Here is a 22,980-nt window from a genome sequence, read left to right on the forward strand (position 1 = left end):
GGGGCATGAGCGAATCCCCCCGCACCGTCATCGTCAGCGTTCCCACCGATGAGCTGGCGGCCGACATCGGCCCTCTTCCCGACGGAGTCGAACTGGTCGTCTGGGACCTCCGCTCTCCGGCGCCCCGCGGTGCGTTCGACATGGTGGTCCCGCCCTACATGTCGGGCAAGCGACTGCTCAGTGCACTGGGCGACGTGAAGGTCGGGCTTCTCCAGAGCCAGTCGATCGGGTACGAGGGCATGGGCGCTTACCTGCCCGAGGGCACGAGGCTCGCGAACGCAACGAGTGTCCACGAGACGGCGACCGCCGAGATCGCGGTCGGTCTCACCATCGCCGCGCAGCGCGACCTCGCGGATTACGTCCGCAACCAGGAGTCGGCGCGGTGGGCCCCGCAGTTCAGCCGCAGCGTCGCCGACCGCACCGTGCTGGTGCTCGGCTACGGCGGCGTGGGCAAGGCCGTGGCATCCCGCCTGCTCCCCTTCGAGACCACGATCATCCCGGTCGCGTCCCGCGCGCGCGACGAGGACGGGGTCCACGTCCACGGCATCGACGAGCTCGACGAGCTGCTGCCGCACACCGACATCCTCATGATCACGCTCCCCGGCGGCGAGCCGACGAAGGGGCTCATCGGCGCCCGCGAGCTGGCGCTGCTTCCCGACGGCGCACTCGTCGTCAACGTCGGGCGCGGCACCGTGCTCGACACCGACGCCCTCGTGGCCGAGCTGCAGGCGGAACGTCTGCGCGCCGCGCTCGATGTCGTCGACCCCGAGCCGCTGCCGGAGGACCACCCGCTGTGGCGCGCCCCCGGGGTGATCGTCGTGCCGCACGTGGGCGGGGCGGCCGACGCCATGCGTCCGCGCATCGCGAAGCTCGTCCGGACCCAGATCGAGCGCCTCGCCGCCGCCGAGGAGCCGGTCAACGTCGTCGACGCCTGACGACGCCCGGCGTCAGGCGCCGGGTGCCCGGCCGTCAGGCGCCCGTCCGTCATCCAGCGGATGGTCGATGTCGCGGCCGTGCCACAGGTCGGAGCACTCCACGCCGACAGCACCGATGCGCCTGAGGTAGGCACCCGCCCCCTCATCGCCGGAGACCGCGCGGGCGGCGGCGTCCCAGTGCGCTCGCCCGAGGACGACGGGATGGCCGGGACGCCCGCCGAAGACGGCGCGATGACGCGCGCGAGCGTCACCGGCGGCGGCGGTCAGCAGCCGGGCCACCGCTCGGGCTGGCAGCTCGGGGACGTCGACCGGCACGATGACCGCGACGGCGGCATCGGTGCCGGATGCCGCCGCGAGCGCCGCGCGCACGGTCGCCGACAGACCCTCGCGCCAGTCCTCGACCACGCGCGCGCGTGCCCCCGCGGGGACAGGCGCCTCCGGCGCGGCACCGAGCATCACGAGGATCGGCTCGCACCCGGCCGCAGCGAGCGCCGCCACCACCCCGTCCAGCCAGGCGCGTCCCCCGGGCGCGACCGCCAGCGCCTTCGGCATGCCGTAGCGCGTGCCGGCGCCGGCGGCGAGCACGATTCCGACGGGGGGAGTGCGACGCGGCGCGACGTCGTCCGTCACGTGACCAGGTGGTCGACGCGGCATCCCTCCGACGCCGTGTCTCGATGGATCGGGCCCGATCCGGCGCGCAGCGGCGCACCCGTTCCGCCGCGCCGCGCGGCCACGACCTCGGCCAGGATCGACAGCGCCACCTCGGCGGCGCTCGTACCGCCCAGGTCGAGCCCGATCGGCGAACGCAGCCGGTCGACGAGCGCTGTCGGCACCCCGGCTTCGACGAGCCGACGGACGCGGTCCGCGCACGTCGCGCGGCTGCCCATCGCACCGACGTACGCGGCCGGCGACACGAGCGCGGCGGCGAGCGCGGGAACGTCGAACTTCGGGTCGTGGGTGAGCACGCAGACGGCGGTGTGCACGTCGAGGCCGGCGGCTGCGAGATAGCGACCGGGCTGGTCGACCACGACCTCCGCGCCCGGGAAGCGGTCGGGGCGAGCGAAGACGTCGCGCGGGTCGACGACGACGACGTGGAACCCCGCTGCGGTCCCGAGCGCGACCAGGGCAACCGCGACCTCGACGGCGCCCACCACGATGAGCCGCGGCGGCGCGCCGAACTGCAGATCGACGCCCCCAGCGGGCGCGGGGGTGGGGGTCGTGCCCGCGTCGATGATCGACGCCGACCCCATCCCATCGCCGGCCGTCCGCAGCCGGAGCACCGTGGCGACGCCGTCGCGGTCACGCGCGGCGAGAAGAGCGAGCGTCGCAGCCTCGGGCGACCCGGGTACGAGCGCGCGCACCAGCACCTCGATCGTCCCGCCGCACGAGAGCCCGACCGCGACGGCGTCGTCATCGGCGATGCCGAAGCGGTCGACCACCGCGTCGTCTCCGGCGAGCACCTCGACGCACCGCTCGTAGACGGCTCCGTCGACGCATCCCGCCGACACGTTGCCGAACGCCCGCCCGTCGGCCGCGACCAGCATCGAGGCGCCGATCTCGCGCGGCGAACTGCCGGCTGCGGCCACCACGGTCGCCACGGCGACGGCGCGGCCCGCGGCCAGCTCATCGCGGGCGACGGCGAGGATCTCGCGCATGGGACCTCCTCGGGGCGGCGACGGGACTCCTCCGCACGTTAGGCCTCACGTGTTGCCGGTTCGTTGCGGCTCGTTGCGGCGACGTGAAACACGAGCGAAATGCGGGGCTGATTCACTCATGCGACGTCCGAGCCGAGAGGAGCCCCATGGACATCACGACCGTCACCGGCTTCCGCGCCGCCCGGACACGCGACGATCTCGTGCTCGCGCCGCGCGAGAGGTTCATCGCCGGAGGCACCTGGCTGATGTCGGAGCCGCAGCCGGGGACGACCGGCTTCGTCGACCTCACGACGATGGGCTGGCCCGAGCTCGAGGTCGATGAGAACGGCCTGCGCATCGCCGCGACGTGCACCATCGCACGACTCGTCGCCTTCGCAGCCGGGCGCCTCGAGGTGGCCCCCCGCACCGACTGGACCGCGCTCGACCTCGTGCCGGCCGCGGCGAACGCCCTGCTCGCGAGCTTCAAGATCTGGAACACCGCCACGGTCGGCGGCAACCTCTGCCGCGCCTTCGCCGCGGGGGCCATGATCAGCCTGTGCGCTGCGCTCGACGGCGTCGCGGTGATCTGGCACGCCGACGGCGGGGAGACGCGGATGCCGGTGGCCGAGCTCGTCGTCGACGACGGCGCGACCTGCCTCGGGCCGGGCGACCTGCTGCGGGCGATCGAGCTGCCCGCCGCGACGCTGCGCTCGCGCGCGGTGCTCCACAAGATCGCCCTCGCCGAGCTCGGCCGGTCGGGAGCCGTCGTCACCGGGCGCCTCGACGACGACGGGTCGGCCACATTCACGATCACAGCCGCCGTCCGGCGCCCGGTCGTGCTGCGCTTCTCGGGGATCCCGTCCGACGCGGCGCTGGTCGCGGCCGCCGAGGCGGCACCCGGCTATTACAGCGACCCGCTCGGTGCCGCGGACTGGCGCCGCGGAGTCAGCTCCGTGCTCGCTCGCCGAGCCGCCGCCGACCTGCGGCGCGAGAGGGACCGGATGGAGCCCGCATGACCGCCGACGCCGTCAGGTTCGAGGTCGACGGGGTGGCGGTCGAGGCCGCGCCCCGCGCCGGGCAGTGCCTGCGCACGATGCTCCGCGAGACGGGCCGCCTCGAGGTCAAGAAGGGCTGCGACGCGGGCGACTGCGGTGCCTGCTCGGTGCTGCTCGACGGCGAGGCGGTGCATTCCTGCCTCATCCCGGCGGCGCGGCTCGACGGTCGCAGCGTGACGACTGCGGCCGGTCTCGCACCCGGCGACGAGCTGCATCCGGTGCAGGAGGCCCTCGTCGAGCATTTCGGCTTCCAATGCGGGTTCTGCTCGCCGGGTCTGAGCGTGACGGCTTCGACGCTGTGCGCCGACGACCTCGACGACCTCGACCGTCGGCTCAAGGGCAACCTGTGCCGGTGCACCGGCTACCGCCCGATCCGCGAGGCCGTCCGCGCCTCGGTGCTCGGCCCCGTGCGCGAGACGGGTGCGCCCGCCTCGGCCGAGGGAGCTCCCGCGGCCCCGCGCGGAGTCGGCCGTTCGGTGTCGCCCGAGGCCGCGCGACGCGTGGTGCAGGGCCGTGAGCCGTACACGTTCGACATCGCCGACACCCCGGCCGGTCCGCCGCTCGTGCTGCGCGTGGTCGGATCGCCGCACGCGCACGCCCGCATCCTCGCGATCGACACGGATGCGGCGCGGGCCGTGCCCGGCGTCGTCGCGGTGCTCACCCCGGCCGACGTCCCCCGCATCCGCTATTCGACGGGCCGGCACGAGCACCGCGAGGACGACCCCGACGACACCCTCATGCTCGACGAGGTCGTGCGCCACGTCGGACAGCGGGTCGTCGCGGTGGTCGCCGAGACCGCCGAGGCCGCCGACGCCGCCCGGCGTCTCGTGCGCGTGGAGTACGAGGTGCTGCCGGCGGTCTTCGACCCCGAGGAGGCACGGAGCGCCGGCGCCCCGCTGCTGCATCCCGACCGCACGCCCGCCGACCGCGTCGACGACGCCGGCCGCAACGTGATCGCGGGACTCCACCGCGAGACGGGCGACACCGCGGCCGCTCTCGCGGCGAGCGCCGCCGTCGTCAGCGGCACCTGGTCGACGCAGCGCGTCTCGCACGCGCAGCTCGAGACGCACGGCTCCGTGGGATGGCTCGACGACGCGGGACGCCTCGTCATCCGCTCCTCCACCCAGGTGCCGTTCCTCGCCCGCGACGAGATCGCCCGGCTGTTCGACCTGCCCACCGACCGGGTGCGGGTGTTCACGGCGCGCGTGGGCGGCGGCTTCGGGGGCAAGCAGGAGATCTTCACCGAGGACCTGGTCGCGCTGGCGGTACTGCGCACGGGCCGACCGGTGGCCTACGAGTTCTCGCGGACGGAGCAGTTCCAGCGCGCGTCGCTTCGGCATCCGATGCGCGTGTCGGTGACCCTCGGCGCCGACACCGACGGCCGGCTGACCGCGATGACGGTGGATCTGCTGAGCGACACCGGAGCCTACGGCAACCATTCGCGCGGGGTCATGTTCCACTCGCTCGCCGAGTCGGTCGCGCTGTACCGCTGCGATGCCGTGCGCCTCGACGCCGAGGTCGTCTACACGAACAACGTCCCCTCGGGCGCCTTCCGCGGATACGGGCTCGGCCAGGTCATCCTCGGCGTCGAGTCGGCGATGGACATGCTCGCCGAGCAGCTCGGCATCGACCCGTTCGAGCTGCGCCGTCGCAACGCGGTCGGACCGGCGGATGCGACGCACGAGCACGACCTCGTCTGGGGCAGCTACGGCTTCGACCAGTGCCTCGACCTCGCCGAGGCCGCGCTGCGACGCGGCAACGGCTCCACCGCACCCGACGGCTGGCTCGTCGGCGAAGGCATGGCGGCGGCCATGATCGCGACGATGGCACCGTTCGGCCACATCGCCCACACGACCGCGACGCTGCGTCCCGACGGCTCGTACCTCCTGCGCACCGGCACCGTCGAGTTCGGCAACGGCACGAGCACGGTGCACCGCCAGATCGCGTCGACGGTGCTGGGCAGCGACCGCCTCGAGGTGCGCAGCGCCGACACCGACGCCGTGCATCACGACACGGGCGCGTTCGCCTCGGCCGGCATCACCGTCGCCGGGAAGGCCCTGCACGCCGCCTGCCTCACCCTGGCCGATCGGATGCGACAGGCCGCGGCCGCGCTCACGGAGACCTCCCCGGCCGACGCGGTGCTGCAGCCCGACGGCTCGGTGCGCACCCCGGTGCGGCTCGTCGGCCCCGCTGAGCTGATCGCCGCCGCCGATCCGGCGCACCGCGACGAGCACGGGCTCACCGCCGACGGCAGCGAGCTCGGCGAACAGCGATCGCTCGCCTTCAACGTCCACGCCGTCCGCGTCGCGGTCGACCCCGAGACCGGATCGGTGCGCATCCTCCAGTCCGTCCAGTCGGCGGACGCGGGGGTCGTGCTCAACCCGGCCCAGTGCCGCGGACAGGTCGAGGGCGGAGTCGCGCAGGGCATCGGCAGCGCCCTGTACGAAGAGGTGATGATCGACGACGGCGGGCGGGTGAGGAACCCGGTGTTCCGCACCTACCGCGTGCCGCAGTCGGCCGACATCCCCGACACCGAGGTCTTCTTCGCCGAGACCGACGACGCGCTCGGACCGTTCGGCGCGAAGTCGATGAGCGAGTCGCCCTACAACCCCGTCGCGCCCGCGATCGGCAACGCGATCGCCCGCGCCCTCGGGCGACGACCCTACGAGCAGCCCTTCAGCCGCGACCGGATCTGGCGGCTGGCTCAGCACGACCCCCGCTGAGCCGCGACGCGTCGGAAGCCGTCACAGCATCGAAACACGAGCGCGACGGTGACCGAAATATTCAAGCAATAGCTTCAAGCCAGCACCTCCCCGCAGCGGCATCCGTGCACCCGCCCTGCGTTCCTGCACCCGCACACCCGAAGGAGAACCGATGCCCGCACCGCGCATCCGGAAACACCGCCTCGTCGCGACCCTGGCCACCGCCGCCGTCGCCGCCCTCGCCCTCTCGGCCTGCTCGTCGAGCTCCGCCGAGCCCGGCGCATCGGGCTCCGACGACTCCGCGTCATTCGGCGAGATCAGCGTGCAGTACTCGTGGATCAAGAACGAGGAGTTCGCCGGCGAGTTCTACGCCTACGAGAACGGCTACTACGACGAGGCCGGCTTCGACGAGGTCATCGGCATCTCCGGGCCCGACACGGGCGTGGCGAAGCTGCTGTCGGGCACCGTGCAGGTCGCGCTCTCGGACGCCGCCTCGGTAGGCGCCGCCGTCGCCGAGGAGGATGCGCCGCTGAAGATCATCGGCGCGACCTTCCAGAAGAATCCGTTCACGATCCTCTCGCTCGCGGACGGCGGCAACATCGCGACCCCGCAGGACCTCATCGGCAAGACGATCGGCGTCCAGGACTCCAACGCCTCAGTATTCGCGGCCCTGCTGAACGCCAACGGCATCGACCCGAGCGAGGTCACCGTCGTTCCCGTGGACTTCGACCCGACCCCGCTCATGGACGGCCAGGTCGACGGCTTCATGGCCTACCTCACCAACGAGGCGCTGACCGTCGAGCTCGCGGGCTACGACATCACCAACCTCTCGTACGCCGAGAACGGCGTGCCCTACGTGGCCGAGACGTTCACCGTCACCGACCAGTACCTCGCCGAGAACAAGGAGCTCCTCAAGGAGTTCCTCATCGCCGAGATCAAGGGCTGGACCCAGGTGTTCCAGCAGCCCGTCGACGACACCGTCAGCCTGGTGCAGAAGTACTACAACCAGGCCGCGGAGGAGTCGGAGGACGGCCTCGAGGCCGTGTTCGGCGCCCTCGACCCCGCGAAGACGACCGCCGGCATCGCCGCTCAGAACCTGCTCATCTCGACCGAGGAGACCGAGGCCAACGGCCTCTTCACGATCTCGGACGACCTGAAGCAGCAGACGGTCGACTCGCTCGCCGCCGCAGGCTGGAAGGTCTCGGTCGACGACCTGTTCGACACCACCATCATCGACGAGATCTACGACGAGAACCCGGAGCTGCTGGACTACCTTCCGTAGGTTCGGACGCTTCCCTCCATCACATGCCACACGACGACACCCGGGATGCCGGTGCCCCTCGCGGCACCGGCATCCTGATCGACGGCCTCAGCAAGACCTTCCACACCGGCCGCGGCCGGACCGTGACGGCCCTGCAGGACACCCACCTCCACACCGACAAGGGCTCGTTCCTCGCCCTGCTCGGCCCCTCGGGGTGCGGCAAGTCCACCATCCTGCGCATCCTCGCCGACCTCGAGAACCCGACCGCGGGCGAGGTCCGCGTCGACGGCAAGACCCCCCACGAGCTGCGTCGCGACCACGAGCTGGGCATCGCCTTCCAGGACCACGCCCTGCTCCCCTGGCGCAGCGTGCTGGCCAACATCCGCCTGCCTTTCGAGATCGCGGGTCGCACGCCCGACAAGGCGTACATCGACGAGCTCATCAAGCTCGTCGGGCTCACCGGCTTCGAGAAGTCCAAGCCCGCCCAGCTGTCCGGCGGGATGCGGCAGCGCGTGTCGATCGCCCGCGCGCTCGCGCTCAAGCCGTCGGTGCTGCTGCTCGACGAGCCGTTCGGCGCGCTCGACGACATGACCCGGCAGAACCTCAACCTCGAACTGCTGCGCATCTGGACCGAGAAGCCCGCGACGACGCTGCTCGTCACCCACGGCATCTCCGAGGCGATCTTCCTCTCCGACCGCGTGGCGGTCATGTCGCCGCGCCCCGGCCGCGTGGTCGAGATCATCGACGTCGACCTGCCGCGCCCGCGGACTCCCGAGATGATGCGGACTCCCGAGTTCCACGCGCTGGTCGACCGCGCGTCCGAGCTGCTCTTCGGCAGCGACGGCCGCGCCGACGCGGAGTCGTGATGCGCCGCGCCGGAATGCCGACCTGGCTCGCGGGCGTCATCGGGGCCGTCGTGCTGATCGCGGCGTGGTGGCTGCTATCGGTCACGGCGTTCTCGCCGCCCGAGGGCACGACCTTCACCCCCGTCCCCTCGCCGTTCACCGTGTTCGAGACCATCGTCCGCGACGGTCTGGCGCCGTACTGGACGGTGTTCCAGGTCACGATCGGCGAAGCGATGATCGGCTACGTCTGGGGCAACGCGATCGCGCTCCTCCTCGCGTCGACGGTGCTGCTCCTCCCCCGCCTCGAGGTCGTCGTCACCCAGATCGCCGTCGTCAGCTACTGCCTACCCGTCGTCGCCGTCGGCGGCATCGCGATCGTCGTGCTGGGCGGGGCCAAGCGCGCGGGCGATCCGAGCGCGACCGCGATCTTCCTCGCGGCGCTCGCGGTCTTCTTCACCACGGTCGTCGGCGCGCTGCTCGGGTTCAAGGCGGCCGACAAGGCGTCGCTCGACGTCGTGCGCGTCTACGGCGGGTCGCGGTGGACGCAGCTGCGCAAAGTGCGCCTGATCGCCGCCACCCCCGCCATCCTCAACGCGCTGCAGATCGCCGTGCCGAGCGCCTTCCTCGGTGCCATCCTCGGCGAGTACATGGGCGCGATCGACCGGGGCGTGGGCATCACCCTCATCAAGCTGCAGGGCGACCTCGACTCGCCGCGCGTCTGGGCGGTGTTCCTGCTGTCGGCGATCGTCGCCCTCATCGGATACGCGGCCCTCGGCCTCGTCGCGCGTCTCGTCACGCCGTGGGTCTCGGGGAGGTCGGCCGCATGATCGTCGCCCTCCGCCGCTCCGTCGGCCGCTCGCTGATCAACGCCCTCGCGACCGTGCTCATCGTGCTCGCGCTGTGGTGGGCCGTCGTCAACCTCACGGGCATCTCGACCTACGTCGCCAAGGGCCCCGGCGAAGTGTGGGAATTCTTGTTCACCGCCGACGACGCCGCCGAGAACCGCATGGGCCTGTGGCCGCTCATCGGCCAGACCGTGCAGGACGCCGCCCTCGGGTTCGGCGTCGGCATGCTCGTCGCGCTCCTGCTCGCCGTGGCGTTCTCGCTGTCGAAGGCGATCGAGGCGGGCGTCATGCCGCTCGCGCTGCTGCTGCGCTCGGTGCCGCTCGTGGCCATCGCGCCGGTCATCATCCTGATCACGGGCCGCGGCACCGCGGCATCCGTCGCCGTCATCGGCTCGATCGTCGTGCTCTTCCCCGCCCTCGCCTCGATCCTGTTCGGCCTGAGCCGCGCGACGAAGGAGAGCCTCGACCTCGTGCACGTCTACGGCGGCGGACGCCTCGCGCAGCTGCGCAAGGTCAGCGTGCCGGGCGCGCTGCCCTCGCTCTTCGCCGCCGCCCGCGTCTCGGTGCCGGGCGCCGTCACCGGCGCCCTCCTCGCCGAGTGGCTGTCGACGGGGCAGGGCATCGGCGGCATGATCGTGAAGTTCACCGCGACCGCCCGCTTCGACGACCTGTGGGCGTCGGTGGCGATCATCACGCTGCTGACCCTCGTGCTCTACAACCTCGTGCAGATCGCCGAGACCCTCGTCCTCACCCGCATGGGCATGACGACCTCGGTGGCCTGACGGGTCTGCCGAACCGAACCGCGAGACGACACACGCGCAGCTGTCGTCTCGCGGTTCGGAGGGACGGGCGGGCCGAGGGTCAGTCAGTGAGGGTGCGTGGGGCGGCGACGCGCGACCTCGGCGAGGCTCTCGTGCAGACGCGCAGACGCCTCGGCGGCCAGGGGGTTCGACGACGTGCCGCGATCGTCGACCAGGACGCCGCCGACGTAAACGCGCGTCAGGTTGCGGGGACTCATCGCGAGCACGTAGCTGCGCACCGGATGCCACAGCGGACCCACATCGGGACGCCGGGGGTCGACCACCACGAAATCGGCCAGCTTGCCCACCTCGAGCGAACCGACCCGGTCGGCGACGCCCATGATCTCAGCCGCACCGAGGGTGTGCAGCCGCAGCACCTGCTCGGGCATCATCGCGAGCGGATCCTGCAGGCGCGCCCGCTGCTGGTAGATGCCCATGCGCATGTTCTGCCAGGGATCCGAGACATCCGTGCACGCCTGGTCGTCGAGTCCGATGCCGACCTTCATGCCCTTCGCGAGCATCTCGGGAACCTGCGCGGTCCCCGACGCGAGCCGCCCGTTCGAGGCGGGCTGCCATGACATCGCGGCACCGCCCGCGACGGCTTCGTCGATGATCTCCGGGGTCGTCTGGATGAAGTGGCCGAAGACGAGACCGAGACCGAGGGCCCCGGCATCCCGATACTGCGCGAACTTCGACCGCTGGTGCTCCACCGCCTCGGGCGATTCCAGGAAGTGCGCCTGATTGGTCACGCCGTATCGGCGCATCGCCTCGACCTCGAGCCAGGCGGCCTCCTCACGCGGCGACCACTGCACCTGGCCCATGATCGACGCGCCGAGCGCGAAATCGGGGTCCATCGCGCGGGTGTGCGCGACCGACGCGGCGAACCGGGCGAAGATCTCGTCGTCGGAGCCGACGGTGACATCCATGCCGATCGAATCGACGAACCGGATGCCGGCGTCGCGCGTCGCGTCGGCCTGACGCGTGTGGTACTCGAGCTCGCGCATACGGGCGTCGCCCACGCGCTTGCCGTCGACCATCGACTCCCAGGACTGCAGCGGGTCGGTGAAGTTGTAGGCGGTGGTCACGCCGTTCGAGAGGAAGTCGAGGGCGCCGTGGAGCGTCGACCAGTAGACGTCGTCGGCGGTCATGTGGGCGGTGGTCCCGAGCATCGCGTCGCACCAGCCGTAGAGCGTCTCGGCGACCCCGAGTCCGCGCAGACCCGAGGTGAACAGGTGCGAGTGGCTCGAGACGAACCCGGGGGCGACGAACGAGCCTCCGGCGTCGAGGATCTCGTCGGCGGTGGTGCCCACGGGCGGATCCCCGGCGCCGATGGCGGCGGTGCGCCCGTCGTCGCCGACGAGCATCCATCCCTCCTCGATGTAGCCGGGGTCGTCGGTGCCGGCGGGCACCGTGATGAGGCGGGCGTGGGTCACGAGCAGGCGCATACCCGCACGCTACCGAGCCCATGTTTCGCCCTCGGGTCAGGGGTATTGCGCCCGCGCGGTGCGGATCTGGCGGACCGCCGGCCGGGTCAGGCGGCGGCGCGGCGGTCGGCGGCGAGGTGCAGGACGGATTCGGCGAGGGCGCGGATGCCGCGGGCGACGTCAGCGGTGGAGACGTCCTCGTCGGGGTGGTGGCTGATGCCGTCGGGGTTGCGCAGGAACAGCATCCCGATGCCGGTGAGACCGCCGAGAGCCATGCCGTCGTGCCCCGCCCGGCTGAAGATCGCGGGCGGCTCCTCGGTCACCTCGCCCGCCGCCGCGCGGATGCCCTCGCGGACGACGTCCTGCAGCAGCGGCGCGCAGGCGACCGCCGCGGCGTTGTGGATCTCGCGGTGCTGCCAGCGCAGTCCGCGACGGCCCATGATCTCGTCGAGCTCGGCGGTGAGCCGCTGCCAGACGCGGTCGCGCTCACCGTCGAACTCGCCCCGCAGGTCGAGGGAGAACTGCACCTCGCCGGGCACGATGTTCACGCCGCCCGGGAACGCCTCGAACTGGCCGACCGTCCCGATGATGTGATGCTCGGCCCGGCAGATCCGCTCGACCGCGAGAGCCGCCTCGGATGCGCCCAGCAACGCGTCGCGCCGCATGTCGTAGGGCGTGCCTCCGGCGTGCCGCGCCTCGCCCTCGACCGACAGCAGGAAGCGTCGGGCCGAGGCGATCGACGAGACGACGGCGAGCGATTCGCCGCTCCGGTGCAGTTCCGGACCCTGCTCGATGTGCGCCTCGAGGTAGCCGACGAGCTCGTCCGACCGGCGAGCCGCCTCGCCGACCCGCCCGGGGTCGAGGCCGAACTCCCGGAAGGCCTGGGCCAGGGTCGTCCCCTCGGCGTCGGCGAGGTCCCACCATCCGTCGTCCCAGACGCCGCCGACGGCCGACGACCCGAGCAGCGCCTTGCCGAACCGCGTGCCCTCCTCGTCCCAGAACGCGGCGACCTCGAGGGCGAACGGCAGGGGCGACCGCCACGACGAGCCGTCGTCGTCGGCGGGCTCGCGCAGCATCCGCACGACCTCGATCCCCATCAGGACACCCACGATGCCGTCGTAGCGCCCGGCGTCGGCCACCGTGTCGAGATGCGAGCCGATCATGAGCGCGGGCTCGTCGCCGGCGGTGTCGAGTCGGCCGATCTGATTGCCGGCGGCATCCTGGCGCGTGGTCATGCCGACCTCCCGCATCCATTCGGCGGCGAGACGGTTGACACGGGCGTGCTCGGGCGAGAGGTAGACGCGCTCGATCCGGTCGGGGGCCGCGCTGATGCGCGCGAGATCGTCGCAGCGCGACATCACCCGTCGTGCCGCGTCGGCGATGCGTTCGGGCGATACGGGGAGCAGAGCGGATGCCACGGCTCAATGTCCCCGGTAGACGTCCGCTGCCGCCTCGACCCCTCCGGCGACCGGCACGGCGGCGCCATAGCGGCGCAGCACCGCCTCGAGCGCCGAGAGGGTGGTGAGCACGGCGTCCTGCCGGGCGTTGTAGCCCATCGTCCCGATGCGCCACACGCGTCCGTGAAGCGGACCGAACGACGTGCCGATCTCGATGCCGAAGTCGGTCAGCAGCGCTGCGCGCGCCTCGTCGCCGGGCACTCCGTCGGGGATCTCGACGGCCACGACGTTGTTCATCTTGTGCGCGATGTCGCCGAAGACGGTGAGGCCGAGCGCCTGCACGCCGGCGATCATCGCGGCGCCCGCGAGACGGTGGCGCGCGATCACCTCGTCGCGCCCCTCGAGCAGCAGCACGCGGGCGCATTCGCGCGCCCCGTAGAGCATCGACGTCGCCTCGGTGTGGTGGTTGAGACGGCGCGGCCCCCAGTAGTCGAGGATCATGCCGAGGTCGAAGTAGTTCGACCGCACGAAGTCGCTCGCGTCCGGATCGCCGGGCTCGCGGATGCCGGCTTCGATGCGCGCCCGCGACCGCACGACCTCGACGGCGCGCTCGCTGAGGGTGATGGGCGCCGATCCGCTCGGTCCGCCGAGGCACTTCTGCAGCCCGGCGGTGGCGGCATCCAGGCCCCAGTCGTCGGCGTCGAACTCGTTGCCGCCGAGCGAGGCGGTCGCGTCGGAGTAGAACAGCACCCCGTGCTTCGCGCAGATCGCGCCGATCTCGTCGAGCGGCTGGTTCATGGTCGTCGACGTGTCGCCCTGCACGAGCGCGAGCAGCGTGGGCTTGACCCGCACGACGGCCTCTTCGATCGCGGCGGGCGTGAAGACCTGCCCCCATTCGGTCTCGATCGTGTGCACCTCGGCCAGCGCGCGCTCCGCGATCTCGGCGAGCAGGTGCCCGAAGCGTCCGAAGATCGGCACGAGCACACGGTCGCCGGGCCGGACGAGCGAGACGATCGCCGCCTCGATGCCGGCGCGGCTCGTGCCGTCGACGAGCATCGTGGCGTCGTTGCGCGTGTTCCAGACCGCACGGTAGAGCTCCTGCGTCTCGGTCATCGTCCGCGTCATGAACGGGTCGTACTGGCCGACGAGCGCGGCCGACATCGCGGTGAGCACGCTGGGGTACGCCGAGATCGGCCCGGGGCCCATGAGCAGGCGAGCGGGCGGGTCGATGGGTCCGGGGATCTGAACGGTCGGGTTCGTCATGGCGTGTCCATCCGGGGGTCGAGGAGCGAGAACAGGCGGCGGGCGAGCCGCACGAGGGCGAGGTCGGTGCCGGCGCGCGAGACGAGGCAGACGCCGACGGGCGCCGGTCCCAGCGGCGACGGCACGGTGAGCAGGGGCACCGAGATCGCGGGGAGCCCGGCGACGGCGGCCGGCGTCGTCATCCGCAGTGTGTCACGGCGCAGCAGGTCGAGCGCCTCGCCGCCGGCGGTGCGCGCAGGTGCGGCTCCGGGGACGGTCGGCAGCAGCAGCACCGCGTCGTCGACGACGGCACGCAGGCGGTCGGCGAGAGGGGCGAGGGCGGCGCGCGCCCGCTTCTCGTCGTCGGGTGTCACGGCGGCGGCGGTGCGGAAGCGGTCGGCGACGGCGGCTCCCACCGCGCCGGGATGCTGCACGAGCCAGTCGCCGTTGTTGCGCCAGGCCTCCGCGCCCTGCACGGTGCGGAACGCGTCGAGGTAGGCGTCGAGGTCGCCGATCGACACGCGGCCGACCGAGACCGCGGCTCCCGTGGCCGTGACGCGGTCGAGCAGCTCGGCGAACGCGCGCCGGGTGGCGGGCTCGGCGGCCGCGAGGATCTCGTCGGGCACGAGGAGGCGCGTCGGCAGCTCGTCGTCCGGCTCGCCGTGCACGCTCTCGGTCGACTCCGAGCCGGCGTACCCGAGGCACCACTCGGCGACGCGCTCGAGCGTCGATCCGTCGCGGGTCAGCCATCCGACGGTGTCGAAGCTCTGCGCGAGGGGCAGCATGCCCTGCCGGGGCACGAGGTCGTGCGTGGTCCGCAAGCCCCAGAGCCCCTGGTACGAGGCGGGTACCCGCACCGATCCGGCGGTGTCGGTGGCGAGGGCGACATCGGCATGCCCGGCCGCGACGGCGGATGCCGGCCCGCTCGACGAGCCGCCCGGGAGCGCTCCGGGCAGCGCGGCGTTCGGCGGCGTGCCGTAGTGGGTGTTGTCTCCGGCGACGGAGTAGGCGAACTCGTCGGTGCGCGCGATGCCGCGCAGCGACGCTCCGCCGCGCAACAGGTCGCCGACCGCGGGCGCCGTGGTCGTCTCGGCGCGGGCCGAGGCGAGGAACGTCGGGTTGCCCGCCCCGATGCGGTAGCCGCGGATCGCGAAGAGGTCTTTGACGGCGACGGTCAGCCCGGCCAGCGGACCTTCCCAGGCGCCCTGGTAGAGCGGGTCGCCCACCGTGCGCCAGATCGACCGGTCGAACGCCTGCGGCCGCGGGGTCACGTGTGCGGCGGTGATGAGCCAGCGACCGTCGATGCGCTGCCAGAGCTGGGTCTGCAGGCCGGTGCCACCTGCGGCGTAGCGGGAGACCGAGATCAGCAGAGCGACGTCAGGGGAGAGCGGCCGGTACTCGATCCGTTCAATCTCGCGCGCCGCGACCCCGCCGCGCGCCCCGCGGAATGCGCTGATCGCATCGTGGCCGACGAGCAGGCCCCCGGCATCCGCCCGCATCGTGCCGGGTCCGGGGGCGAACGCGGCGTCGAGCGCCGCGAGGTCGTTCTCGACGATGGCGCGCTCGTAGTCGGCGAACGCCGCCGCGAGATCGGCGGGCATGCCGCCGGCCGGGGCGCCGTCGTTCGGCGCATCGCCGTGGGCGCGACCGGTCACGACGCGTCCTCGCCGACGGCGACGAGAGTGCCGCCGCGCGAGAGCAGCCGCCCGGCCGGAACGCCGACGGCATCGGCAACATCCACGCCGGCCTCGAACACGACCTCGCCTCGGAGCCAGGTGCGGCGCACCCGTCCCGTCAGCACGCGGCCGTCGTAGGCCGAGATCGGGTTGCGGTGACGCAGCTCGCGCGCGTCGATGCGGACGACGTCGTCGGGGGCGAAGACGGCGAGGTGCGCGGGCGCGCCCACGGCGATGCGCCCGACGGCGAGGCCCGCGACGACAGCGGGTCCTGTCGTGAACAGCGGCAGGATCGTCTCGAGCGGGATGCCGCGCTCGCGCGCCTCGGTCCAGACCGCCGGCAGCCCGACCTGCAGTCCGGAGATGCCGCCCCAGGCGAGCCCGAAGTCGCCGTCGCCTGCGCGCTTGAGGTCGACGGTCGAGGGCGAGTGGTCGCTGACGATCGCGTCGATCGTGCCGTCGACGATGCCCTCCCACAGGAGGTCGCGGTTCGAGGCCTCGCGGATGGGCGGGCAGCACTTGAACTCGGACGCGCCGTCGGGGATCTCCTCGGCGATGATCGTGAGGTAGTGCGGGCAGGTCTCGACCGTGAGGTCGACTCCGTCCGCGCGGGCCGCACGGATGGCGGGCAGTGACCGGGCGTCGCTCAGGTGCAGGATGTGCGCCCGGCCGCCGGTCGCGCGCGCGGCCTCGATGACGGCGTCGATCGCCGACGCCTCGCTCGTCGCCGGGCGCGACGCGAGAAAGGCGTCGTATCCGCGGCCGAGCGCGCCGTCGGCACCGAGCAGCTCGGGGTCCTCGGCGTGCACGATGAGCCGCGAGCCGAGCGCCGCGATCTCGCCCATGGCCTGGCGCAGCTGAGCACGGTCGAGGTGTCCGAACTCGTCGACGCCCGACGGCGCGAGGAAGCACTTGAACCCGTAGACGCCGGCCTCGTGCAGGGGGCCGAGCTCCCCCAGGTTCTCGGGCACCGCCCCGCCCCAGAACCCGACGTCGACGTGCGCGGATGCCGCGGCGGCGGCACGCTTGACCTCCAGTGCGCCGGCGGTCGTGGTCGGCGGGATGGAGTTCAGCGGCATGTCGACGATCGTCGTGACACCGCCCGCCGCCGCGGCCCGCGTCGCCGAGCCGAAGCCCTCCCACTCGGTGCGTCCGGGCTCGTTGACGTGCACGTGCGAGTCGACGAGCCCGGGCAGCAGCACAGCGTCGGCGGCGACGCGCACCTCGGCGGCGTCGGCGACGGCGGCGTCCTCGTCGAGCATCGCGACGACGAGGCCGTTCTCGACGACGACGGCTGCGGGGACGAAGGCCGTGCCGTCGAAGACGCGGCCGGCGCGCACGACGAAGCGGGACGGGGACGATGCGGTCACGAGATCTCCGGGCGGGGTCGGGGGCGAGGAACGACGGCGGGCGCGCGATGAGCAGAGCCCGATGTCAATATAAAGCTATGGGTTAACGCAGCCGCGGCGGTTACCCCGATGTAACGCTCTCGTGACGACGCGGCGGGGCGGCGTACTCCTCGCGCTTGCTCGTCCCCACCCGCATCCGCACCATCGCCGACGCGAGCCCGACCGCCGCGCCGACCCCGTCGACCACGGGAACGCCGACGCGCTCCGTCAGGGCGTGGCAGAGATCGGCCATCCCGGCGCAGCCGAGCACGATGACGTCGGCCCCGCCCGCCACCTCGGCGGCGCACAGCGCCGCGATGCGCTCGAAGGCATCCGACCCGGCGTCCTCGAGATCGAGCACCGGGATGCCGGAGGCGACCAGCGAGGCGCAAGCCGACGTCATCCCGTAGCGGGCGAGCAGATCGCGCGCCCGGCCGAGCGTCCGGCCGAGCGTCGTGACCACGGCGAGCCGACGACCGGACAGGGTCGCGACGTGCATCGCAGCCTCGGCGATGCCGATGACGGGAACGTCGACGAGCTCGCGCGCGGCGTCGAGTCCCGGGTCGCCGAAGCACGCGATGACGTACGCGTCGCTTCCGCCGACGGCGAGGTCGGCCTCGATGATGTCGACGACCGAGCGGGCGGCGGTGATCTCGTCGAGATGGCTCTCGATCGCGGCCGCGCCGTCGGTCGGATGCGCGGCGACCACCTCGACCCCGGGCCCGGCGACCTCCCGGGCGGCGACGGCGATCTTGTCCGTCATCGCCCGGGAGGTGTTGGGGTTGATCAGCGTGATCCTCACGCGGCGCCCTCCGGCGCGGACTCGGGCAGGGTGCCGTCCGAGATGCCCTCGGTCTCGCCCGCGAACGTCGGGACCTGCGGGTCGAGCCGCTCGAACACCACGAACGCGGCGAACGCGAGGCCGCATCCGATGAACCAGGTGAAGTTCCCGATCCACGAGACGTCGAACAGCCCCATGTCGGCGAACGTCTTGGGCAGGATCGCGAGCAGGATCGTCGGGATGCCGGCCACGAGGAGCGTCTTCATCGCGTTCGGGTTGTACCCCTTGCGGTACCAGTACGCCCCGCTCTCGCTCATCGTGAACATGTCATCGGTGCGGATCCGCTGCTTGGCCGCGATGTAGTACCCCGCGATCAGCAGGCCGAACAACGGGCCGATGAGGGCCGCGAGGATGCCGAGGGAGTAGTGGATGGCGGTGGCGTCGGAGTACCAGTTCCAGGGCGTGAGGAACACCGATCCGACCGCGGCGATCATGCCGCCCATGCGCCACGAGATCTTCTGGGGCGCGACGTTGGAGAAGTCGAAGGCGGGCGCGATGAAGTTGGCGACGATGTTGATGCCGACCGTCGCGGTGACGAAGGTCAGCCCGCCGAGCAGGATCGCGAAGGGGGTGTCGATCGCCTCGACGGTGTGGATGGGGTCGAGGAGCAGCTCGCCGAACACCGGCACGGTCGCGGCGGCGGTGAGCACGGTCAGGATCGAGAAGAACAGGAAGTTCACCGGAAGGCCCCAGAAGTTGCCCTTCTTGACCTGGCTGAACGAACGGCCGTACCGCGCGAAGTCGCCGAAGTTGAGCATCGGGCCGGCGAAGTATGCCACCACGATGCCGACCGCCATGGCCATGAGGCCGAGCGTGCCCCAGAGGTCGTGCGGCACCGCCGCCGGGTCGGAGAGGTTCAGGTCGATGTTCTCCCAGCCGGCCTGGCTCACGAGGTACACCGCGAGCACGATCATCACGACGTAGACGGCGGGGCCGGCCCAGTCGATGAAGCGGCGGATGACCTCCATGCCGTTCCAGAACAGCGCGACCTGGGCGACCCAGAGGATCGAGAAGGAGATCCACCCGAGCGCCGAAAGCCCCAGGAAGCCCACGTCGAGCAGCGCCGCGGAGCCGGGGATGAACTTCAGGAAGATGATGTTCAGCGACTGCGCCGCCAGGAAGGTCTGCACGCCGTACCAGGCGATCGCGATGATGCCCCGGATGATCGCGGGGATGTTCGCGCCGCGCACCCCGAAGATGGCGCGGTTCACCACGGGATAGGGCACGCCCGTCTTCTGACTGGGCTTGGCGACCATGTTCGCGAAGACCTGCACGATCACGATGCCGACGACGAGAGCCACGAGCACCTGCCACGCGGCGATGCCGAGCGCGAAGAGCGACCCCGCCGTGACATAGCCGCCGACCGAGTGCACGTCCGACATCCAGAAGGCGAAGATGTTGTACCAGGTCCACCTCTGCTTGCGGAGCGGGGCGAGATCCTCGTTCGACAGTCGGGGGTCGTAGCCCCGATCGGGAACCGTCGTCTCGGCGGGCAGGATGTTCGGAGGAGCGGTCATGGCGTCGGAACCTTCCAGGAGGGGATCTGGAAAGTGAAGCTATGGGTTAATCGATCCCGGCGGGTTTCGCTGATGTAACGACGGTGTGAAGTTGGAGCTTCACAGCGGTCGCGCTCGGTCGCCGCCGCAGCCCGTTTAGACTCGGCGGCATGTCAGAGCTCGCACTGGGGACCGGGACCGAGGTGGGCGTCCGGCTGCGCGAGCTTCGGCGGCAGCGAGGGATGTCGGCACGTGCCGTCGCCGCCGCGCTGGGCATCAGCCCCAGCGCGGTGTCGCAGATCGAGCGCGGCGTGCTGCAGCCGAGCGTCTCGCGGCTGCTCGCCATCACCGACGCCCTCGGCGTGCCCCTCGCCGCCGTCTTCGAGAGCGGTGGCGAGGCCCCCGCCGCTGCGCTCGCGGCGGAGATCGACGGATTCTCGCTGGTCCGCGCCGCCCAGGCCACGACGGTCGAGCTCGGCGACGGAGTGACCTTCCGCCGCCTGTCCCCCGGACCGAGCCCGGGAATCGACTACTTCCAGTCGACCTATCCGCCCGGGTCGTCGGCCCACCGCGACACCGACCTCTTCCGGCACGACGGGTACGAGGTCGGCACCATGCTCTCGGGCGAGCTGACGATCGATTTCACCGATGAGCGGGTCGTGCTGCGTCCCGGCGACACGATCAGCTACCCGTGCTCGCGACCGCACCGCATCCACAACGACGGCGACGAGACCGCCGTCGCGACCTGGCTGATCGTCCACGGGCCCGCGTGAGCTCGGTCGGACGCCGGCGCGCGCGAGGCGCCGGGGTCTCAGCGCCCCGTCGCGCCGTCGACCGGCCCCGTCGACCCGACGACCGTGAGCCACGTCGCGACCGCGACGCTGTCGGTGCGGTTCGCGACGCGGTGCGGTCGGGATGCCGCGAACGAGAGCGACTCGCCCGGGCCGAGCTCGACCTCGCCGTCGGCGAACTCGAAGGTGAGCGTCCCCGTCACGACGAGCCCGCTCTCGTAGCCTGCGTGGACGAGGAGGCCGCCGTCGGCGCTCGAGCTCGCGCCCGGCGGGTAGGTCGACTCGAAGTGCTCCACGCCACTGATGGGCACGGGCGTCAGCCGTCGGTAGGTGACGCCGCCGCCGAGGTGCGCCGTGGTCTCGGTGCCGACGCGGGCGACGAAGACGCCGGGGACGGGCTCGTTCAGCTCGCCGGGGGCATCGGCATCGGGGATCACCGCGACGGCGTGATCGTCGAAGATGACCGACACCGGAGCGCCCAGCACCCCGACGAGCTCGACGAGCCGGTGAACCGACGGCTGCATCGCACCCGTCTCGATCTGCGACAGGGCGCTCGCCGAGATGCCCATCTCCTGCGCGACCGAGGCGAGGGAGCGCCCCGTCCGGGTGCGCAGCGCCCGCAGGCGGCGCCCGATCGACGCGGGAAGGTCGGGCTCGGCGCGCTGCGGTTCCACGGCACGATGATATGTAACGCGGGAGAAACGCGGTGACAGTACCGTGACGCGCATGCACCTCGACGAGTTCCACGCCCTCAGCGCGGACGATGCCCGACGCGTCGTCGCCGTCTGGGCCCCCATCCCCCGCTGGGTCGAGACCCTGGTCGCCGGGCGGCCTTACCGCGACGTCGCGGAGCTGGGCGCCCGGGCGCGGGCCGAGGCGGCGCACTGGAACGAAGACGACCTCGATGCCGCGCTCGCGCATCATCCGCGCATCGGCGCCCGCGTCGACGAGCCGGGTGCCGAGGGCGACGCGTCGCGATCCGAGCAGGCCGCGATGCGGTCGGCATCCGATGACGACGCCGCCGCGATCGCGGCGGGGAATCGGCGCTACGAGGAGCGGTTCGACCGTGTCTTCCTCATCCGGGCGGCCGGCCGGACCCCGGGCGAGATGCGCGCCGAGCTCGAGCGGCGCCTCGGCAACGACGACCGCACCGAGACGGCCGAGGCCCTCGGCCAGCTGGCCGAGATCGCGCTGCTCCGCCTGTCGCAGACCGTCACCACGGAGGCGCCGGCATGACCCACCTGACCACTCATGTGCTGGACGCGGCGACCGGCACTCCCGCTGTCGACGTGGCGATCGAGCTCGCCGACGCCCGCGGAACCGTCATCGCGACGGGCTCGACCGATGCCGACGGACGGCTCGCGCTCGGGCCCGACCGGCTCGAGCCGGGAATCTACGCGCTGACGTTCGACACGGGCGGGCACTTCGCCCGGGCCGGCACCGCGACCTTCTACCCGTCGGCGACCGTCAGCTTCACCGTCGGCGACGAGCCCCACCTGCACGTGCCGCTGCTGCTGAGCCCGTTCGCGTACTCGACCTACCGCGGCAGCTGAACCCCGCGCTCACGCACCTTAAGCGCTGGCTTAACAAGGTCGTTACACGGCCTTCACCTCGCGAGCGATCGGAAACCGTTGAATGACGGCAGTCCTCTGCACCGCCGTCCTCCTCCGATCGGAACCCCATGCGCGCACGTTCACCCCGCGTCGTCCTCCTGGCCGCCGTCTCCCTCGCCGCCCTCGTCCTCGCCGGCTGCAGCTCCGCCGGCGACGACGCCGCGGGCGATGACGGCGTCGAGACCGTCAAGGTCGGCACCCTGCGCGGCCAGCCGCACTTCTACCAGCCGTTCCTCTACGCCGACCACGCCGTCGACGGCGTCGAGTTCGAGGTCGTGACGCTCGACACCACCCCGGCACTCTCCGACGCGCTCGTCTCGGGCAGCATCGACTTCGCGATCACCGGCGTCACCCCGACCATCTCGTCGATCTCGCAGAACCGCGACCTGCGCATCGTCGCGAGCGCCGCCGACGGCGGGTCGGGCTTCATCGGCAACGGCGAGACCTCCCTCGCCGAGCTCGCGGGCTCGCAGATCGGCATCGTCCAGGGCTCGGCGCAGGAGGTCGCGCTGCGACTGCTCATCGACGAGGCCGGCATGACACCCGACGACTTCGAGCTCACCCCGATCCCCGTCCCCGAGATGGCTTCGGCCTTCGCGAGCGGCGACATCGACGCCTTCATGGGAGTCGAGATCGGCGTCTCGATCGCGAAGGCCGCCGGCGGCACCGAGGTCGTCGACCCCTACTCCACCCCCATCGGGCGCGTGAACATCGGACTCGTCACGACCGGCGAGCTGATCGAGGAGAACCCCGAGCTGGTGCAGCGAGTCGTCGACACCCACGCCGCGACGACGGCCTACATGGCCGACAACATCGAGGAGTGGCTGCCCAGCATGGTCGAGGAGTTCGGCGGCGACGAGGAGGTTCTCACCTCGGCGCTCGAGAACTTCTGGCTGCGGTCGGACCTCTCGGACGAGTACGTCGGCCAGCTCGAGGCCCTCGCCGGAGCCATGGCCTCGATCGGCCTGATCACCTCGACGCCGACCGCCGACACGATCGTCGACACGAGCTTCGCCGACTGACCCGCGGGGAGAA

At 72.0% G+C, this 22,980-nt stretch carries 21 protein-coding genes; 11 read left to right on the plus strand and 10 right to left on the minus strand.

The window, feature by feature from the left end; all coding sequences use genetic code 11:
- Window positions 1-5: 5 nt before the first annotated feature.
- Window positions 6-935: a 2-hydroxyacid dehydrogenase gene (locus tag C3481_RS08660; RefSeq protein ID WP_103841653.1), complete on the plus strand. Its 930-nt coding sequence runs from the start codon at window positions 6-8 to the stop codon at window positions 933-935.
- Between the two features lie 12 nt (window positions 936-947).
- On the opposite strand, the gene C3481_RS08665 is transcribed toward C3481_RS08660, so the two are convergent.
- Window positions 948-1,565 (minus strand): NTP transferase domain-containing protein, encoded by a 618-nt coding sequence (locus tag C3481_RS08665; RefSeq protein WP_258039063.1) that lies wholly within the window; start codon window positions 1,563-1,565, stop codon window positions 948-950.
- A complete protein-coding gene (locus C3481_RS08670) occupies window positions 1,562-2,590 on the minus strand; it encodes an XdhC family protein (RefSeq protein ID WP_103841657.1) in 1,029 nt (342 codons plus the stop codon). Before C3481_RS08670 ends, C3481_RS08665 begins: the two co-directional genes overlap by 4 nt.
- A gap of 146 nt (window positions 2,591-2,736) precedes the next feature.
- On the opposite strand from C3481_RS08670, the gene C3481_RS08675 reads away from it, so the two are divergent.
- The 6 genes from C3481_RS08675 to C3481_RS08700 all read left to right on the plus strand — a co-directional run bounded on the left by C3481_RS08675 (window position 2,737) and on the right by C3481_RS08700 (window position 10,059).
- Entirely contained in the window at window positions 2,737-3,585 is an 849-nt protein-coding gene (locus C3481_RS08675) for an FAD binding domain-containing protein (RefSeq protein ID WP_103841659.1), read from the plus strand.
- The gene (locus tag C3481_RS08680) at window positions 3,582-6,347 is read left to right on the plus strand and encodes a molybdopterin-dependent oxidoreductase (protein ID WP_103841661.1); all 2,766 of its coding nucleotides are present in this window, start codon (window positions 3,582-3,584) and stop codon (window positions 6,345-6,347) included. Before C3481_RS08675 ends, C3481_RS08680 begins: the two co-directional genes overlap by 4 nt.
- 151 nt (window positions 6,348-6,498) lie before the next feature.
- Window positions 6,499-7,608, plus strand: coding sequence for an ABC transporter substrate-binding protein (locus C3481_RS08685; RefSeq protein WP_023953145.1), 1,110 nt, complete (start codon window positions 6,499-6,501; stop codon window positions 7,606-7,608).
- Between the two features lie 23 nt (window positions 7,609-7,631).
- Complete coding sequence (locus C3481_RS08690; protein ID WP_103841663.1) at window positions 7,632-8,453, plus strand: ABC transporter ATP-binding protein; 822 nt, start codon at window positions 7,632-7,634, stop codon at window positions 8,451-8,453.
- On the plus strand, window positions 8,453-9,259 hold the full coding sequence (locus tag C3481_RS08695) for an ABC transporter permease (protein WP_103841665.1): 807 nt from the start codon (window positions 8,453-8,455) through the stop codon (window positions 9,257-9,259). Before C3481_RS08690 ends, C3481_RS08695 begins: the two co-directional genes overlap by 1 nt.
- Window positions 9,232-10,059, plus strand: a complete 828-nt coding sequence (locus C3481_RS08700; RefSeq protein WP_258039064.1) for an ABC transporter permease — start codon at window positions 9,232-9,234, stop codon at window positions 10,057-10,059. Before C3481_RS08695 ends, C3481_RS08700 begins: the two co-directional genes overlap by 28 nt.
- 83 nt (window positions 10,060-10,142) lie before the next feature.
- Here C3481_RS08700 and C3481_RS08705 read toward each other — a convergent pair whose 3' ends face one another.
- From C3481_RS08705 to C3481_RS08735, 7 genes are all read right to left on the minus strand, one after another.
- On the minus strand, window positions 10,143-11,522 hold the full coding sequence (locus tag C3481_RS08705) for an amidohydrolase family protein (RefSeq protein ID WP_103841667.1): 1,380 nt from the start codon (window positions 11,520-11,522) through the stop codon (window positions 10,143-10,145).
- 86 nt (window positions 11,523-11,608) lie between these two features.
- Complete coding sequence (locus tag C3481_RS08710; RefSeq protein ID WP_103842107.1) at window positions 11,609-12,859, minus strand: Zn-dependent hydrolase; 1,251 nt, start codon at window positions 12,857-12,859, stop codon at window positions 11,609-11,611.
- Between the two features lie 63 nt (window positions 12,860-12,922).
- Window positions 12,923-14,161 (minus strand): alanine--glyoxylate aminotransferase family protein, encoded by a 1,239-nt coding sequence (locus C3481_RS08715; protein WP_103841669.1) that lies wholly within the window; start codon window positions 14,159-14,161, stop codon window positions 12,923-12,925.
- Window positions 14,158-15,795: an AtzH-like domain-containing protein gene (locus C3481_RS08720; protein WP_258039066.1), complete on the minus strand. Its 1,638-nt coding sequence runs from the start codon at window positions 15,793-15,795 to the stop codon at window positions 14,158-14,160. The genes C3481_RS08715 and C3481_RS08720 overlap by 4 nt, the downstream gene beginning before the upstream one ends.
- Window positions 15,792-17,186 (minus strand): allantoinase AllB, encoded by a 1,395-nt coding sequence (allB, locus tag C3481_RS08725; RefSeq protein ID WP_103841671.1) that lies wholly within the window; start codon window positions 17,184-17,186, stop codon window positions 15,792-15,794. The genes C3481_RS08720 and allB overlap by 4 nt, the downstream gene beginning before the upstream one ends.
- A gap of 100 nt (window positions 17,187-17,286) precedes the next feature.
- Window positions 17,287-18,006, minus strand: coding sequence for an aspartate/glutamate racemase family protein (locus C3481_RS08730; protein WP_103841673.1), 720 nt, complete (start codon window positions 18,004-18,006; stop codon window positions 17,287-17,289).
- Window positions 18,003-19,562, minus strand: coding sequence for an NCS1 family nucleobase:cation symporter-1 (locus C3481_RS08735; protein WP_103841675.1), 1,560 nt, complete (start codon window positions 19,560-19,562; stop codon window positions 18,003-18,005). The genes C3481_RS08730 and C3481_RS08735 overlap by 4 nt, the downstream gene beginning before the upstream one ends.
- A 149-nt stretch (window positions 19,563-19,711) precedes the next feature.
- Here C3481_RS08735 and C3481_RS08740 point away from each other — a divergent pair, with 149 nt between their 5' ends.
- On the plus strand, window positions 19,712-20,314 hold the full coding sequence (locus C3481_RS08740; RefSeq protein ID WP_023953167.1) for a helix-turn-helix domain-containing protein: 603 nt from the start codon (window positions 19,712-19,714) through the stop codon (window positions 20,312-20,314).
- A gap of 38 nt (window positions 20,315-20,352) precedes the next feature.
- Here the strand turns inward: C3481_RS08740 and C3481_RS08745 are convergent, their stop codons facing one another.
- Entirely contained in the window at window positions 20,353-21,006 is a 654-nt protein-coding gene (locus tag C3481_RS08745; protein ID WP_023953168.1) for a helix-turn-helix domain-containing protein, read from the minus strand.
- 52 nt (window positions 21,007-21,058) lie between these two features.
- Between C3481_RS08745 and uraD the strand changes: the two genes are divergently transcribed.
- From uraD to C3481_RS08760, 3 genes are all read left to right on the plus strand, one after another.
- Window positions 21,059-21,568 (plus strand): 2-oxo-4-hydroxy-4-carboxy-5-ureidoimidazoline decarboxylase, encoded by a 510-nt coding sequence (gene uraD, locus C3481_RS08750; RefSeq protein WP_071919457.1) that lies wholly within the window; start codon window positions 21,059-21,061, stop codon window positions 21,566-21,568.
- The gene (gene uraH / locus C3481_RS08755) at window positions 21,565-21,885 is read left to right on the plus strand and encodes a hydroxyisourate hydrolase (RefSeq protein ID WP_023953170.1); all 321 of its coding nucleotides are present in this window, start codon (window positions 21,565-21,567) and stop codon (window positions 21,883-21,885) included. The genes uraD and uraH overlap by 4 nt, the downstream gene beginning before the upstream one ends.
- Before the next feature lie 128 nt (window positions 21,886-22,013).
- Window positions 22,014-22,967 carry an ABC transporter substrate-binding protein gene (locus C3481_RS08760; protein WP_103841677.1) on the plus strand — a complete coding sequence of 318 codons (954 nt, stop codon included), beginning with the start codon at window positions 22,014-22,016 and terminating at the stop codon, window positions 22,965-22,967.
- Window positions 22,968-22,980: the final 13 nt, after the last annotated feature.

It is taken from the genome of Microbacterium sp. Ru50 (assembly GCF_002920555.1).
GTDB classification, from domain to species: domain Bacteria; phylum Actinomycetota; class Actinomycetes; order Actinomycetales; family Microbacteriaceae; genus Microbacterium; species Microbacterium arborescens.